Annotated in this window: 12 protein-coding genes; 3 read left to right on the plus strand and 9 right to left on the minus strand. The window is 65.3% G+C overall.

Annotated features, from left to right (window positions below):
- Positions 1–54: 54 nt before the first annotated feature.
- The 6 genes from ABDW49_RS18265 to rpmH form a co-directional block, all read right to left on the minus strand.
- Positions 55–990, minus strand: a complete 936-nt coding sequence (locus ABDW49_RS18265) for a S1/P1 nuclease (protein ID WP_343613699.1) — start codon at positions 988–990, stop codon at positions 55–57.
- A gap of 338 nt (positions 991–1328) precedes the next feature.
- Positions 1329–2006, minus strand: coding sequence for a ribosome biogenesis GTP-binding protein YihA/YsxC (gene yihA, locus ABDW49_RS18270; RefSeq protein WP_343613700.1), 678 nt, complete (start codon positions 2004–2006; stop codon positions 1329–1331).
- Positions 2003–3775 carry a membrane protein insertase YidC gene (gene yidC, locus ABDW49_RS18275; protein WP_343613702.1) on the minus strand — a complete coding sequence of 591 codons (1773 nt, stop codon included), beginning with the start codon at positions 3773–3775 and terminating at the stop codon, positions 2003–2005. The genes yihA and yidC overlap by 4 nt, the downstream gene beginning before the upstream one ends.
- Positions 3776–3821: 46 nt before the next feature.
- Complete coding sequence (gene yidD / locus ABDW49_RS18280; protein ID WP_084456030.1) at positions 3822–4034, minus strand: membrane protein insertion efficiency factor YidD; 213 nt, start codon at positions 4032–4034, stop codon at positions 3822–3824.
- Between the two features lie 4 nt (positions 4035–4038).
- On the minus strand, positions 4039–4446 hold the full coding sequence (rnpA, locus tag ABDW49_RS18285; protein WP_343614378.1) for a ribonuclease P protein component: 408 nt from the start codon (positions 4444–4446) through the stop codon (positions 4039–4041).
- Between the two features lie 108 nt (positions 4447–4554).
- Positions 4555–4689, minus strand: a complete 135-nt coding sequence (rpmH, locus tag ABDW49_RS18290) for a 50S ribosomal protein L34 (protein WP_011444236.1) — start codon at positions 4687–4689, stop codon at positions 4555–4557.
- Between the two features lie 439 nt (positions 4690–5128).
- Here rpmH and ABDW49_RS18295 point away from each other — a divergent pair, with 439 nt between their 5' ends.
- Both ABDW49_RS18295 and ABDW49_RS18300 read left to right on the plus strand, forming a co-directional pair.
- A complete protein-coding gene (locus ABDW49_RS18295; RefSeq protein WP_343613711.1) occupies positions 5129–6640 on the plus strand; it encodes a YifB family Mg chelatase-like AAA ATPase in 1512 nt (503 codons plus the stop codon).
- A gap of 141 nt (positions 6641–6781) precedes the next feature.
- A complete protein-coding gene (locus tag ABDW49_RS18300; RefSeq protein WP_343613712.1) occupies positions 6782–9052 on the plus strand; it encodes a TonB-dependent receptor in 2271 nt (756 codons plus the stop codon).
- Positions 9053–9094: 42 nt separating this feature from the next.
- Here ABDW49_RS18300 and ABDW49_RS18305 read toward each other — a convergent pair whose 3' ends face one another.
- Both ABDW49_RS18305 and ABDW49_RS18310 read right to left on the minus strand, forming a co-directional pair.
- A complete protein-coding gene (locus ABDW49_RS18305; RefSeq protein ID WP_343613714.1) occupies positions 9095–9901 on the minus strand; it encodes a DUF72 domain-containing protein in 807 nt (268 codons plus the stop codon).
- A 53-nt stretch (positions 9902–9954) separates the two neighbouring features.
- Positions 9955–10971, minus strand: coding sequence for a hypothetical protein (locus tag ABDW49_RS18310; RefSeq protein WP_343613715.1), 1017 nt, complete (start codon positions 10969–10971; stop codon positions 9955–9957).
- A gap of 80 nt (positions 10972–11051) precedes the next feature.
- Here ABDW49_RS18310 and ABDW49_RS18315 point away from each other — a divergent pair, with 80 nt between their 5' ends.
- Complete coding sequence (locus tag ABDW49_RS18315; RefSeq protein WP_343613716.1) at positions 11052–12320, plus strand: ectonucleotide pyrophosphatase/phosphodiesterase; 1269 nt, start codon at positions 11052–11054, stop codon at positions 12318–12320.
- Positions 12321–12378: 58 nt separating this feature from the next.
- On the opposite strand, the gene ABDW49_RS18320 is transcribed toward ABDW49_RS18315, so the two are convergent.
- Positions 12379–14490 carry a malate synthase G gene (locus ABDW49_RS18320; RefSeq protein WP_343614381.1) on the minus strand — a complete coding sequence of 704 codons (2112 nt, stop codon included), beginning with the start codon at positions 14488–14490 and terminating at the stop codon, positions 12379–12381.
- Between the last annotated feature and the right edge of the window lie 121 nt (positions 14491–14611).

Below are 14611 nucleotides of genomic sequence, written 5' to 3' on the forward strand. Positions count from 1 at the left end.
CCGCGTCCCCGGAAGGGGCGCGGCGCCAGAGATCAACGGTTTGGACCTTCGCGATCAGCCCTGCGGAGCAGCCGGGGCCAGCGCCTCATCCAGCACCTTGGCCAGACGCAAGCCCGCCTGGAAGATACGCTCACCCGCAACGGCGGCATCCTTGTCGAGGCTCTTGTCGTCCAGCGTGACCTCCTTGGGCGTGGTCTCGGTGGCGGCGACCACATGGCCGAAGACCTGCGGATAGACCAGATCATGCGCCAGCGCCCAGCTCTCCTGCGCCCAGTCGTTCACATCACCCGTGGCGACCCGCGCCTTCTCGGCAGGGCTGTAGGCGCGCACGGCGGGCAGGCGCCCTTCCTTCTGCGCGCGCTCCACCACCACCGTGTCCCAGATGCTGTGCAGATTGGCGGGCTTGCCCTTGTTGTCCACCAACACGCCATTGGCGACATAGGAAGGCGCCTGAATGTTGGTCACCAGCACCTGATTGCCGCCCATGTCATGCTCATGCTCGGCGGCATGGAGCGGCTGATGCACATCGCCCACGAAATGCACCAGGAAGATCAGCGCCTCCAGCCGCTGGGCCGCAGGCAGGCTGCGATCCGCCAGCACGCGGCGCGTGCGCGTGATCTGCGCCGTGACGCAATTGCCGCTGGAGCAGGCCTCCTTCACATCGAAAGGCTTGTCGATGTCGATGTCCTGATAATGCCACGGAAACGTATAGGCCCAGCGCCACGACGCCGCCCGCAGGCAATCGGGATAGACCGCCGCATCGGCGATGTTCTTCACCGGGCAGGCGGGCATGCCCAACTGGGCCTCATTCTTGAGCAGCTCGTCGATCTGCGCGGCGACCTCGGGCTTCACATTGGCATAGGCGATGTTGCCCACCGTGCGATGGCCCAGCTCTCCCCAGGCCAGAGCCGGCTGGGCGGTAAGCGTGAACATGCCCGCCAGAGCAGTGCCCGCGATCGCCAGTTTACGGCGCAAGGTGGTGGAGATCATATGGGGCGGCCCTCGTTTGCGTGAAGTGAAGGCCGCGGTTCTAGCGCCGGGTTGTGACGGGAAAAAGAGGGGATTAGAAAGAAGATAAATGCGAGGGTGTTACACCCTCGCGCTCCCATTCCGTCTCCCGACGATAGGGCAGTGGCACCCGGTCGTTGTGCGGGAACTCTCCACCTGCGCAACGAAAAGGCGCCGCAGGCATGAAAGCCCCCGGCGCCTTCCTATCGTTTAAAGCCTGCGGCGCCGCAATCTAGGCGCATCGCCGAACCCGAAGCGCAACGCAGACATTAACGGGAGCGCGAGGGCGATGGCCCTCGCATCTTCCCCTTCAGACCTTCTTAAAGCTCAGCATCCCCCAGAACCGCAGCCCGCAGCTCCGCAATGCCCAACCCCGTCTCCGAAGACGTCACCGAAACCAGAGGAAACGCCGCCGAATGCTTGCGCGCCTCGGCGACGGTCTTGGCGTAGACATCGTCCAACTCGCTGGCCTTGATCTTGTCGGCCTTGGTCAGCACCAGACGATAGCCCACGGCTGAACCGTCGAGCATCTCCATCATCTCGCGATCGACATCCTTCACCCCGTGACGGCTGTCGATCAGCACCAAGCAGCGCTTGAGCACCACACGCCCGCGCAGGAATTCGCGCACCAGCTTGCGCCATTGCTCCACCACCTTGGGCGGGGCCTTGGCGAAACCGTAGCCGGGCATATCGACCAGACGGAAGTCGGGCAGCTCGCCCAGCACACCGCCCACCTCGAAGAAGTTCAGCTCCTGCGTGCGGCCCGGTGTCACCGAGGTGCGCGCCAGCGACTTGCGCCCGGTGATGGCGTTCAGCAGGCTGGACTTGCCGACATTCGAACGCCCGGCAAAGGCCACCTCGGGCACCACCGGATCGGGCAGGAACTTCAGCGCCGGGGCGGAAAGGAGGAAATCCACCCGCCCCGAGAACAGCCGCCGCGCGCGTTCGACCAGTTCCTCATCGACGCCGGGCGCCTGTTCTTGCGGCTGCTCGCTCATTTGCTGTCCTTGATGGCGCGGGCAACGGTGGCGCGTTCCTGCTGCACCATGGCCTTCATGCCGGGGTGGCGCGAGTAGAGATACTTCTGCTGCGCCACGGTCAGGATGTTCGAGGTGATCCAGTAGATCAGCAGGCCCGAGGCGAAGGGCGCCATCACGAACATCATCATCCAGGGCATGATCGACATCATCTGCTGCTGCGCGGGATCGGGCGCGGCGGGCTGCAGCTTGAACTGGAACCACATCGAGATGCCATAGATCAGACCCAGCAGGCCCAGACCCAGGAACGAGGGCGGATCCCAGGGGATCAGGCCGAAGAGGTTGAAGATATGCAGCGGATCGGGAACCGAAAGATCCTTGATCCACAGCACGAAGGGCTGGTGACGCATGTCAATCGACACCATCAGCACCTTGTAGAGCGCGAAGAAGACCGGGATCTGGAGGAACATCGGCAGGCAGCCCGCGAGCGGGTTCACCTTTTCCTCCTTGTAGAGCTTCATGGTTTCTTCCTGAAGCTTCTGGCGGTCGTCCTTATAGCGCTCCTGCAGGGCCTTCACCTTGGGCTGGATGGCGCGCATCGAGGCCATGGAGGAAAAGCCGCGCTGGGCCACCGGGAACATGATGAGGCGCACGATCAGCGTCAGCAGCATGATCGCCACGCCGAAGTTGCCGGTCAGGTGGAACAGCGTGCGCAGCAGCAGGAAGATCGGCTTTTCGAAGAACCAGAACCAGCCCCAGTCGATCGAATAGCTGAACTTGGTGACGCCCTCGGCCTCATACTTGTCGAGGACGGTGTTTTCCTTGGCACCGGCGATCAGGCGCGTGGTGGTGCTCGACGCCGTGCCCGGCGCAACGGTCTGCGCGGGATAGACGAGGTCGGCGCGGAACAGGTCATTGCCCAGCGAACGGAAGTCACTGGTGGCGCCCTGGCCGTTGGTGGGGGCCAGCACGCTCATCCAGTAGATGTCGGTGAAGCCCAGCCAGTCGGCGGTGCCTTCCAGATTCATCTGGCCGGCCTTGGTCACGTCCTCATACTTGGGCTGGAACTTCACGCTGCTGTCGAGCGAATCGAAGGGCCCCGAATGCAGGTTCCAGCTACGCTGGCTGGCGGTGCGGCTGGTGCGGTTGATCAGCGCGAAGGACTGGATCTTGAGCGGCGCCGTGCCGGTGTTGCTGACCTTCTGCGTCACCGTGATCATATAGTCGGTGTCGATGGCATAGGTCAGGTTGAAGGTCTGGCCGGTGGTGTTCGACCAGCTCAGCGTGACCGGCGTGGTCGGCGTCAGCCTGGCGCCAGCGGGCGCGGTCCACACGGTGTTGCCATCGGGAATCGCGATACCGGCGGGCGCGTTCACCCAGCCGACCTGCGCAAAATGCTGGGCAGGCGTACCGGCGGGCGAGTACAGACGCACCGGCTCGCTGTTCTTCTCGATGGTGGCCTTGTGGCGCGGCAGCGAGAGGTCATCGACCACGCCGCCCGCCAGATTGATCGAGCCGACCAGACCCGGCGCGGCAATCGCCACGCGCGGACGGGCAAGCTGGGCCTTCAGGTCGACGGCTTCGACCTGCTGCTCCATCGCATCGCCCAGACCGCCCTCGCGGGTCGGCTTGGCGGCAGTGGGCGTCGGGCTGGCCGAGGCTTCGGGCTTGGGCTTGTTGGCGTTGGGGTAGAAGTAGCGAAGGGCGGTATCCCAGCCGAACAGCAGGATACCCACCAGCAACATCGCCAGCAACAAATTGCGCTGATTTTGCGGGGGCTGTTTACTCACGATGGCGCCTTCGAGCCTCTATCCGATCCGTGTTGAGAAACGGGGCCTAGGGCACAGGATCATAGCCATGCCCACCCCAAGGGTGGCAGCGCAATAGACGCTTAACCGCCAGCCATCCACCCTTAATCGCGCCATAACGCCGCAGGGCGATGATGGCATATTCGCTGCAGCTGGGCGCATAGCGGCACGATGGCGGCAACACGCGTGAGGGGCCAAGCTGCCAGCCCCGCGCGATCAGGATAAAGAGCCGCGCCAGCATGGGTTCAAACGCCGACAGGCGCCGGGCCCTTGCCCCGCGTCCTGACCACAGGCTTGCCTTTCGGGCCACCCTTACGAGGCCCACGCGGCGGATCGCCCTTCCCTGCCCGCGCCCGTTCCAGAGCGACCAGCAATTCGGCGCGCATCGTGGCGAAATCGCGCTCGACCCCGCTCTCGCGGCCGATCAGCACATGATCGTGACCCGCCAGACCGTGAGCAGGCAGCAGCTCGCGCACCAGAGCGCGCAGACGGCGCTTCATCCGGTTGCGCACCACGGCATTGCCGATCTTCTTGGTGACGGTGATGCCGAAGCGCAGATCCTCGCCACCATTGGGCCGGACCTGCAGCACCACACCGCCCCGCGCCACGCGCAAGCCGCTGTTGGCCGCCAGGAAATCCGAGCGCTTTGTCAGCACCCGCAACCGTGGCGGTAAACCCCGCACGGTAACGCAAGAAACCGCGCCCCGAGGCTCCTCACCCCCAGGCGCGGTCATGCCGTCCGAGCCTCAAAAGGCGTCAGATCAGGCCGACAGCTTCTTGCGGCCACGCGCACGGCGGGCAGCGAGCACCTTGCGACCGCCAACAGTGGCAGTACGGGCGCGGAAACCATGGCGGCGGGCGCGGACAAGCCGGCTGGGCTGAAAAGTGCGCTTCATCGTAGTAACCCTTGCAAAATCTCGTCTGGCGCAGCGCAGGGCTACGCGTGAAGCGCGGCCATTATGGATTTGGCCGGTTTGAGTCAAGGGATTCGGAAGGGGGTTAAGAAAGATAAGATGCGAGGGCCATCGCCCTCGCGCTCCCTTTAATGTCTACGTCGCGCACAAGCTACCCGTCAGGCACGGGTTCATAGCGCCGCAGGCTTTAAAATTGCCAGTACGGCCTTGAAAGCATTGCCGCCTGCGGCGCTTTGCGTAGCGCAAGCGGAGAGATAGTCCACACCGTTTCGGCGCCACTGCCCTCGCGTCGGAAGACGTCATGGGAGCGCGAGGGGGTAACCCCCTCGCATTTTCTTTTTACCCCTAACTTCCTCTCGACAGTTTCTTTTCCGTCTTTCAAGATCACTCCACCTCATCTTCAATCCAAAGGCGTATCCCCTTGGTCGCATTGGTTTCCACGGTCGCCTATCTCGGACTGGAAGCGCGGACGGTGGAGGTTCAATGCCAGATCACGGCAGGCCTGCCCGGCTTCCACCTTGTGGGCCTCGCCGACAAGGCCGTGAACGAAAGCCGCCAGCGCGTTCAGGCCGCGCTCGCCGCGATGGGTCTGGCGATGCCGCCCAAGCGGATCACCGTGAACATGTCCCCCGCCGATCTGCCCAAGGAGGGCAGCCATTACGACCTGCCGATCGCGCTGGCGCTGCTGGCCGCGATGGGCGTCACCGATGCCGAGCAGTTGCAGGACTATATCGTCGTGGGCGAACTGGCGCTGGATGGACGGATCGTCGCCTCGCCGGGCGTGCTGCTGGCCGCGCTGCACGCCAGCGAGACTGAAAAAAGCCTGATCTGCCCGGCCTCGCAAGGATCTGAGGCGCGCTGGGCGAGCGGCATCGCGGTGCTGGCCGCGCCCGATCTGGTGGGGCTGATGGGGCATCTGAAGGGCACATCGGTGCTGCCAGTGGCGCCGCTGGCCGACAGCGTGCAGCCGCCGCCCGGCCCGGACCTGAAACAGGTGAAGGGTCAGGAATCAGCCCGCCGCGCGCTGGAGATTGCAGCAGCCGGATCACATAATCTGCTGATGGTCGGCCCGCCCGGCGCCGGCAAGAGCCTGCTGGCCAGTTGCATGCCGGGCATCCTGCCGCCGCTCGACGCCGCCGAGGCGCTGGAGGTCTCGATGGTCGCCTCGATGGCGGGCACGCTGGAGGGCGGGCGGATTTTACGCACACGCCCTTTCCGCGCCCCGCATCATTCGGCCAGCATGGCGGCGATGACCGGCGGCGGCCTGCGCGCCCGGCCCGGCGAAGTCTCCATGGCGCATCTGGGCGTGCTGTTTCTGGACGAACTGCCCGAGTTTCAGCGCAATGTGCTCGATTCGCTGCGCCAGCCGCTGGAAAGCGGCGAGGTCAGCGTGGCGCGCGCCAATGCCCATGTCACCTATCCGGCGCGGGTGCAGATGATCGCGGCGATGAACCCGTGCCGCTGTGGCCATCTCGACGATGCGTCGCTGGGCTGCAGCCGCGCGCCCCGCTGCGGCGCCGATTACCAGAGCCGCGTCTCCGGCCCCTTGCTCGATCGCATCGATCTGCATGTGCAGGTGGATGCCGTGCCCGCCGTTGATCTGGCCCGCGCGCCGGTGCAGGAAAGCAGCATCGTGGTCGCCAAACGGGTCGCGGCAGCGCGTGAGGTGCAACGCGGGCGCCTCTCGGGCCAGAGCGGCTTGCGCACCAATGCCGATCTGACGGGGGATCTGCTGGAAACCCATGCCACGCCTGACAAGGACGGTCAGGCTCTGCTGATGCAGGCGGCGGAAAGGCTCAAACTCTCGGCGCGGGGTTATACGCGGGTACTGCGGGTGGCGCGCACCATTGCCGATCTGGCGCAGGCTGCCACCGTCAGCCGCGCCCATGTGGCCGAGGCGCTGTCCTATCGGCGGCAGGGGCCGCTGGGCTGATCCTGACGATACAGGTCACCGAAACTGATACTGTGGCGCAATAGCCACAAAAATCCACGTCACAAAACTGACGCCATGCAGCCAAACCTTTGAAACATAAGCCCGCCAGAGCCTGCACATCGCAGTTCACTGGAGCTTCCCATGCGTCTGTCCGCCTTTCTGCTCGCCACCTGTGCTGCTCTGACGCCCGCCTGCGCCCTGGCCGCTGTGGCGCCCGATGCCACGCCTGCCGCCGCTCCCGCCGCCGATGCCGATGCGGACGCCGAAGCTGACACGGGCCGGGCCATCGTCGTGGTCGGCAAGGGCGACACCCGCCAGACGCAGACCGTCACCGCGCATGATCTGGCGCTGCTGGCTCCCGGCTCCAGCCCGTTCAAGGCGATCGAGAACCTGCCCAGCGTCAACTTCCAGTCGGCCGACCCCTTCGGCGCCTATGAATGGGCCGAGCGTATCTCGATCCGTGGCTTCAACCAGAACGCGCTGGGCTTCAATCTGGATGGCGTGCCGCTGGGCGATGCCAGCTATGGCAATGACAACGGCCTGCACATCAGCCGCGCCATCGCCACCGAGAACATCGGCACGGTGCAGGTGGTGCAGGGCGCGGGCGCTCTGGACAGCCAGTCGACCAACAATCTGGGCGGCACCATCGACTACAACTCCGCCGATCCGGTCGACCATTTCGCGGTCGATGCCTCGGGCACGCTGGGCAGCTTCGAGAGCCGTCGCGGCTTTATCCGGGTCAACATGGGCGTGGCCAATGGCCCGCGCGGCTATGTGTCCTACACCTATTCCGATGGCGACAAGTGGAAGGGCGTGGGCGTCCAGAAGCAGCAGATGGTCAATGCCAAGCTGGTGGTGCCCGTCAACAGCGGCACCGACGTCACCGGCTATTTCAGCTATTCGGACCGCAAGGAAAACGACTATCAGGACATGTCGCTGGGGATGATCCAGCGCCTGGGTTACAATTGGGACAACAATTCGGGCAATTACGCCCAGGCCGTCGCGGTGGCGCGCGCCTATCAGAACGGCACGGCCCTGCCCGCCCCCTTCCAGACGGTGGACGATGCCTATTACAACGCCGGTGGCCTGCGTAAGGACTATCTGGGCTATGTCGGCATCAAGTCGAAGCTGAGCAGCCAGATCACCGCCGAGGCCAAGGGTTACTACCACCAGAACGACGGCGCGGGCCTCTGGTACACGCCCTATGTGCCCAGCGCCAACGGTTCGGCGATCTCGATCCGCACCACCGAATATGGCATCCGCCGCGCGGGGGTGTTCGGCGATGTGAAGGCGCAGACGGGCAACAACACGCTGGTCGTGGGCGGCTGGTATGAAAACAACACCTTCCGCCAGGCCCGCCGCTATTACAACACGGCCAGCGACACCGTGCCCGGCTATGGCCTGCTCGACATGCCGAGCAACCCCTTCTTCACGCAGTGGCAGTACAATTACGGCACGGATACGATGCAGTATTACGTGCAGGACACCTTCAAGCTGGGCGACCTGACGCTGAACGGCGGCTGGAAGGGCTTCCAGGTGATCGAGCGCGCCAATGCCGTGGTGCCCGGCACGCTGGCGGGCGGCCGCATCACCAGCACCGACTGGTTCCAGCCCAGCGTCGGCGCCGCCTACAAGATCGGCGCGCATGGCGAGGCTTTCGGCAGCTTCAGCCAGTCGACCCAGGCCTTTGTCGCGGCGGGGACCACCGGCCCCTTCTCGACCACCCAGGCCGGTTTCGCCGCCATCCAGTCGAGCCTCAAGCCGCAAAGCTCGGACACCTATGAGGTCGGCTATCGCTATGGCGACGGCATGTTCCACGGCACGCTGGGCGCCTATTGGGTGAACTTTCACAACCGCCTGCTGGGCGTCACCTCGGGCGCGGGCATCGTGGGCAGCCCGACCATCCTGCAGAATGTGGGCGGCGTCCGCTCGGCGGGGATCGAGGCGCTGCTCAACGCCAATCTGGGCCATGGCTTTGGCGCCACGGTCTCCTATTCCTACAACGACAGCACCTATCGCAACAATGTGGTGCAGGCCGATGGCACGGTGGTGGCAACCAGGGGCAAGACCGTGGTCGATGCCCCGCGCAACATGGCCCGCGCCGAGCTGAACTATGACGACACGGTCTTCTTCGGCAAGGTGAGCGTCGACTATATGTCGAAGCGCTATTACACCTATCTCAACGATGCCATGGTCGGCGCGCGCGCGCTGGTCGATGCCACGGTGGGCTATCGCTGGAAGAATGCCTACACCGCCAAGCCGGTGGAGCTGCAGCTCAACATCACCAATCTGATGAACGCGCATTACGTCTCGACCATCGGCACCAACGGCTTCACCAACAGCGGTGACAGCCAGACGCTGATGGTGGGCGCGCCGCGCGCCTTCTTCGGCACGATCAAGCTGGGGTTCTGAATTGTTGTTCCGGCCATGGGATCTGCCCATGGCCGGAACACCTCATTTGACCCGATCGATCAGCGCCATGGCGGCCTGCGGGTTGCGGACCTTGTGCCCGCTGATGACATAGAGATAGACATCGCGCGGCGTCGCTGCGGCTCGATGGGGCTCGGCCAGCGTCAGCCCGTCCGGCGCATGCCCCGCCGCCCAGTCACGGGCACGCTGCGCCCATTGGTCGAGCGCCTGCGCGCTGTAGCCCAGCGGCTCCTCCTCCACCGTGCCCATAATCCGCGCATAGACGAAAGGCGCGGTCAGATCGGCGATCTGGGGCCAGTCGGCATCGCCCGCCACGATGGGGGCCACACCATGCTCGCGCAGCAGGGCGATGCAATCGGGGTGGCAGAAACTGTCATGCCGCAATTCCACCGCATGACGCAGCGCCCGCCCTTCATGCGAGGCGGGCAGCAATTTCAGAAAGGCCGCGAAATCATCGGGATCGAATTTTTTCGTGCCCATGAACTGCCAGTTGATCGGGCCCAGCTTGTCCTTCAGCTCCATCAGCCCGCTGGTGAAGAAGCGCTCGATGCTGGCGCCTGCCTCGGCCAGCACCTTGCGGTTGGTGGCGAAGCGCGGTGCCTTCAGCGAAAAGACGAAATCATCGGGCGTTTCATCGTGCCATTTGGCGAAGCTCTCGGGCTTTTGCGATCCGTAATAGGTGCCGTTGACCTCGATCGAGCTGAGCTGACGGCTGGCAAATTCAAGCTCGCGCTTCTGGGCCAGCCCCTGCGGGTAGAAGGTGCCGCGCCACGGTTCATAGGTCCAGCCGCCGATGCCGATGCGAATCCGCCCGCTTTTCTTCTCGCCCATGGGTCGCTGCCTTTCTGACTGCCTTTGCCGCCCTTATGCCGCGCGGAATGCCATCACGACACCCCATTTCCTGCGGTCAAAGCCGCCGCCTCGGATCGCGCCTTGATGACATGCAGCACCGCGCCGTGGAAATCCTCCAGGAAGATATGCCCCCACAGGTCGCAATAGGCGTTGATCGGCGTGGCGATGCGGTAATGCGTCGTCAGCACCAGCCGGGTGCGCCCGCCGGGCAGGGGCGAGAGGCGATAGTCCCCGCCGGTCAGCTTGAGATAGGGGCTGTCCACCTTCACATGCCCCTCCACCGCCTGGGGGATCGCGCCGGGGCCGAAGCGGAAGGTCCAGGCCAGCGCACGGTCCTGCTGCCAGCCGGTCACCACCTCCTCGAAGGTCACGCCGCGCGTCCAGCGCAGATGGCGCACCGCGCCCACGCCCTGCCCCGCCAGCCTGGCGTCGATGGGGCGCGGCACGCCGACCACATTATGGCTGAAGGTCCAGATCCGCTCCTCGGGCCGGATATCGGCGATTGCCACGGTGTTGGCCCAGACGGCGCTGGGCGGCGCGGCGATCTCCACCACGCTCCGCACCTGTCCCTCGAGCGGGGGCGCGGGCGCATCGGGCATGCCGGGCAGCCCCAGCAGCGGCAGCGCGATCACGCAGGACACCGCCGAGCGTGAGCGCAGCTTGCGCAGGCACAGGAACGACAGCCATGACCCCAGCGCCGATGCACCGCAGAAGAAGGGCGCCGCCATCACCGCGCAGATGCCGCCCTCGTGCAACACCGCGAAGGAGAGGAGGGTGAACAGGCCGATGCAGATCCAGCCGATCTTGATATGGCGCCACAGCCGCCCCTCGCCGCGCGGATCGGCCAGAACGCTGGCGGTGCCCGCGATGGCCATCGGCATGAAGATCAGCCCGGCGATAAAGGGCAGCATCGTATCGGTGCCCTGCCACAGCATCAGATAGAGGATCACCCCATAGATCAGCGCCGAAGGGATCGCGAAAAGCAGTCTCTCACCCATCGAGGGCCGTGCATGCGGGGCGGGATCAGGGGCGGGATCGCTGTCTGTCACACTCTCTTCCCCAGGCTGCGGCACTTTCGTCTTATCGCCAGCGCGTTGAAATGTCATGCAACCGCCCTAGAGGAGCTGGCATGCGTTTTCTTCCCCCTCTTGCCGCCGTGGCGGCCTGCCTCGCCCTCCCCCTTGCCGCCACCAGCGCCATGTCGCGCCCGGTCAGCGCCCCTGCCGCCACGCCCGACAAGGCACGCGCGCCGGTCACCATCCTGATCTCGATCGACGGCTTCCGCGCCGACTATCTCGATCGCGGCGAGACGCCGGTGCTCTCGCGTCTGGCGGCGGGCGGCGTGCATGCGGCGATGCGGCCTTCCTTTCCCTCCGTCACCTTTCCCAATCACTGGACTCTGGTGACGGGCCTTGTGCCCGATCACAACGGCATCGTCGGCAACAAGATGAAGGATCCGGCCCGGCCCGACGAAACCTTCGACATGAAAAGCGACGATCCCTTCTGGTGGAATCAGGCCGCGCCGATCTGGCGCGATGCCGAACTGGCCGGGCTGCGCAGCGCCACCGTCTTCTGGCCGGGATCGAATGTCGCCTGGGGCGGCACCAGGGAGGACAAGAAGGTCACCGGCGGCACGCGCCCCGAGGACTGGCTGGAATACAACAAGGCGGTCACCGGCCCCCAGCGGATCAACACCGTGCTGGACTGGATGCGCCGCCCCGCCGCGATCCGCCCGCGCCTTGTCACGCTCTATTTCGATCAGGTCGATTCGGCGGGGCATGATTTCGGGCCCGATGCGCCCGAAACGCGCACCGCCATGCAGGAGGTCGACCGCAGCATCGGCGAGCTGGTCGCCGGGCTGGCGGCGCTGGGGCAGAAGGCCAATCTGGTGATCGTGGCCGATCACGGCATGGCCGCCACCGCGCCCGAGCGGGTGGTCTGGCTGAAGGATATCGCCGATCCCGCCGACTTCACGCTGGTGGAGGACGGCACCTTTGCCGCCATCGCCCCGGTGCCCGGCCATGAGGCGGCGCTGGAAGCGGCGCTGGCCAAGCCGCACGACCATCTGCAATGCTGGCCCAAGGCGAAGATCCCGGCGCGCTTCCGCTATGGCACCAACCCGCGCGTCGAGCCCTGGCTCTGTCTGGCCGATGTGGGCTGGCTGGTCTTCGACAAACCGCCGCACAAGGTGAAGGGTGGCAACCACGGCTATGACAATGCCGCGCCCGAGATGGCCGCGCTGTTCATCGCCAACGGTCCGGCGTTTCGCGCGGCGGGCAAGCTGCCTGCTTTCGACAATGTGGATGTGGCGCCGCTGCTGCGGGATCTGCTGAAGCTGCCCCCCGCGAAGGATGCCGATGGCGACGATCAGCCCTTCCGCGCCGTGCTGAAGCGCTAAAAATGATCATGGGCGGGGCATGCCAGACATGCCCCGCCCATAACCCTTCACGCTGGCGCTAACCGACTTTCGCTTCGGCACGCCAGGCGTGAAGCAGGGGCTCGGTGTAGCCGTTGGGTTGCTTGACACCCTCGAACACCAGAGCGCGCGCGGCCAGAAAGGCCTTGCTCGTCGCTTCATGCCCCTGCATCGGATGATAGGCCGGATCGCCCGCATTCTGCCCGTCGACCTTGGCTGCCATGCGATGCAGCGCCTGCTCGACCTCCGCCGCGCTGGCCACGCCATGCAGCATCCAGTTGGCCAGATGCTGCGAGGAGATGCGCAGCGTCGCGCGGTCCTCCATCAGACCGACATCGTGGATATCGGGCACCTTGGAGCAGCCAATGCCCTGATCGACCCAGCGCACCACATAGCCCAGAATGCCCTGAGCATTGTTGTCCAGCTCCTCGCGGATTTCCTCGGGCGACCAGTTGTGGCCCGAGGCCAGCGGCACCTTCAGCAGCTTGCCCAGCGGCACCACAGGCTCGGCCTTGCGCGCGGCCTGGCGCACGGGGACATGGACCAGATGATAATGCGTGGCATGCAGCGTCGCCGCCGTGGGTGACGGCACCCATGCCGTGCTGGCCCCCGCCCTGGGGTGCGCGATCTTCTGCTCCAGCATATCGGCCATGCGGTCGGGCGCGGCCCACATGCCCTTGCCGATCTGCGCCTTGCCCGAGAGGCCACAGGCAAGGCCGATCTGGACATTACGGTCCTCGTAAGCCGCGATCCATTCCGCCGCCTTCATCTCGGCCTTGCGCAGCATCGGGCCCGCACGCATCGAGGTGTGGATCTCGTCGCCCGTGCGGTCAAGGAAGCCGGTGTTGATGAAGACCACCCGGTGGCGCACCGCATGGATGCAGGCCGCCAGATTGGCCGAGGTGCGGCGCTCCTCATCCATCACGCCGATCTTGATCGTGTGGCGGGCCAGACCCAGCGTGTCCTCGATGGCATCGAACAGGCGGTCGGAGAAATCGACCTCCTCGGGCCCGTGCATCTTGGGTTTGACGATGTAGATCGAACCCTCGCGGCTGTTGCGGAACCGGCCATTGCCGCGCAGATCGTGCATGGCGATCAGGCTGGTGACGATGCCGTCCAGAATGCCCTCGGGCGCGTCGCGGCCATCGGCCAGCTTCACGGCGGGGGTCTTCATCAGATGGCCGACATTGCGCACAAACATCAGGCTGCGGCCCGGCAGCACGATGTCGGTGCCATCGGGCGCGGCATAGGTGCGGTCGGCATTCAGGCTGCGGGTGACGGTCTGGCCGCCCTTCTCGAAGCTTTCCTCCAGATCGCCCTTCATCAGGCCCAGCCAGTTGGCATAGGCCGCAACCTTGTCCGAAGCATCGACCGCCGCGATGGAATCCTCCAGATCGACGATGGTGGTCAGCGCCGATTCCAGAATGACATCGGCGATATGCGCCGGGTCGTCGCGCCCGATGGGATGGGTGGAATCGATCACGATCTCGATATGCAGCCCGTGGTTGGAGAGCAGAATGCGCTTGGCATCCTGCGCCACCCATTGCCCCGGATTGGCCAGCGGCAGCACGCCGCCCTTCCACTGCGCCCATGAGCCATGCGCCAGCGGCACGACCTTGTCGAGGAAGGCCTTGGCATAGGCGATAACCTCGGCGCCGCGCTCGGCATCGAAGCCCCCCTTTCCTGAAGCTCCGGTCGGCGTGCCGGGGATGGCATCGGTGCCGTAAAGCGCATCGTAAAGGCTGCCCCAGCGCGCATTGGCGGCGTTGAGCGCAAAGCGGGCATTGAGCGCGGGCACCACCAATTGCGGGCCCGAACGCAGCGCGACTTCCTCATCCACATGCCGCGGATCGACCGAGAAGGGCGCGGGCTCGGGCACCAGATAGCCGATCTCGCGCAGGAAAGCCTGATAGGTCTCGCCATCGATGGTCTGGCCGTGGTGCTGTTCGTGCCAGGCGTCGATCTGCTGCTGCAGCTTGTCGCGCTTGATCAGCAGCGCCTCGTTTTCCGGGGCGAAGCGGCCGAAAATGCCCGCCACGCCGTACCAGAAAGGCTGCGGCTCGATCCCCGTGCCGGGGAGCACCTGCTCCTCGATGAAGCGGGCCAGCGGCTCGGCAACCGACAGGCCGGCGCGGTTGGAATATCCTGTCATGGTCATCTCTCACATCTTTGCGACGGGAGCGGCCGATCCTAAATCATCGGACCGACCGCTCCAGCCTTTTGTTATGCCGCGTCTTTCAGGTCACCGGGCGATATGCCCAGCTTGACAGCGC

The organism is Novosphingobium sp. (assembly GCF_039595395.1).
Classification (GTDB): domain Bacteria; phylum Pseudomonadota; class Alphaproteobacteria; order Sphingomonadales; family Sphingomonadaceae; genus Novosphingobium.

Bases quoted from the DNA above. Each gene is read 5' to 3' on its own strand.
- ABDW49_RS18265 (WP_343613699.1), bottom strand. From the start codon at position 990: ATGATCTCCACCACCTTGCGCCGTAAACTGGCGATCGCGGGCACTGCT.
- yihA (WP_343613700.1), bottom strand. From the start codon at position 2,006: ATGAGCGAGCAGCCGCAAGAACAGGCGCCCGGCGTCGATGAGGAACTG.
- yidD (WP_084456030.1), bottom strand. From the start codon at position 4,034: ATGCTGGCGCGGCTCTTTATCCTGATCGCGCGGGGCTGGCAGCTTGGC.
- rpmH (WP_011444236.1), bottom strand. From the start codon at position 4,689: ATGAAGCGCACTTTTCAGCCCAGCCGGCTTGTCCGCGCCCGCCGCCAT.
- ABDW49_RS18300 (WP_343613712.1), top strand. From the start codon at position 6,782: ATGCGTCTGTCCGCCTTTCTGCTCGCCACCTGTGCTGCTCTGACGCCC.
- ABDW49_RS18305 (WP_343613714.1), bottom strand. From the start codon at position 9,901: ATGGGCGAGAAGAAAAGCGGGCGGATTCGCATCGGCATCGGCGGCTGG.
- ABDW49_RS18315 (WP_343613716.1), top strand. From the start codon at position 11,052: ATGCGTTTTCTTCCCCCTCTTGCCGCCGTGGCGGCCTGCCTCGCCCTC.
- ABDW49_RS18320 (WP_343614381.1), bottom strand. From the start codon at position 14,490: ATGACAGGATATTCCAACCGCGCCGGCCTGTCGGTTGCCGAGCCGCTG.